The sequence below is a fragment of the Serratia sp. CY43202 genome (genome assembly GCF_052168755.1).
Classification (GTDB): domain Bacteria; phylum Pseudomonadota; class Gammaproteobacteria; order Enterobacterales; family Enterobacteriaceae; genus Serratia; species Serratia bockelmannii.
In genome coordinates, this window is record NZ_JBJNMB010000029.1 from 1 (window position 1) to 695 (window position 695).

Annotated in this window: 1 protein-coding gene; it reads right to left on the reverse strand. The window is 69.9% G+C overall.

Annotated features, from left to right (window positions below):
• A partial coding sequence (locus ACJ8J5_RS24745) for an autotransporter outer membrane beta-barrel domain-containing protein (RefSeq protein WP_350428486.1) occupies nucleotides 1–695 on the reverse strand: 695 nt, incomplete at both ends.

A 695-nucleotide genomic window follows, 5' to 3' on the forward strand; every position in this document is an offset into this window, starting at 1 on the left:
CCGTTGTTTTCGAAGTTCACGTACGCCAGGTTGACGAACGGCTCCAGGTTCAGCCATTCACCCTGCACGCCGTAGCCCGCTTCCGCGAACAGCTGTTCGGTGCGCGCGCTGTACTTCGCCGTGTCACGGTCCGACTGCATCCCGTAGTTCACCGACCGCTTGGTGTCGATGCGGTGCCAGGTGTAGCCCGCCCCGCCGCGCAGCGCCAGCGCCCCGAACTGCTTGTCGCCGTACGCCGCCAGGTGGTAGTTGTCGCTGTCCGCCTTCGACCCGTAACCGCCGTGCAGCGAGGTGCGGGTGTAGCCGGTCGCCACCCCCAGTCGCCCGTCGCCCGCAACCGCCGAGTCCAGCCCCACCAGCACCCCGTAGGTCGAGGCCTGATAGCCGGTGGCGTTGGCGTCGCCCGACGCGTGGTCCCATGCCCCCAGCAGCTGCGCCCAGGCGCCGTCCTCGTCCGCCTTGATGGCCGACGAGCTCGCCAGCCCTTCCGCCTGACGCAGACGCCCGTTCAGCGCCTCACGCAGGTAGCGGCTGTCGTTCACCAGCGCCGAGGCGATATCCGCATGGATTTGCCCCGACAGCTGACGGAACGCCTGCCGCGCTTCGCCCGCCGTGCCGCTGTTGAGCAGGCTCTCGTACACCGGGTTGCCCGCCGCCAGCGCATCCGCCGCCGCCGCCACCGCCCGCTCGTTCGA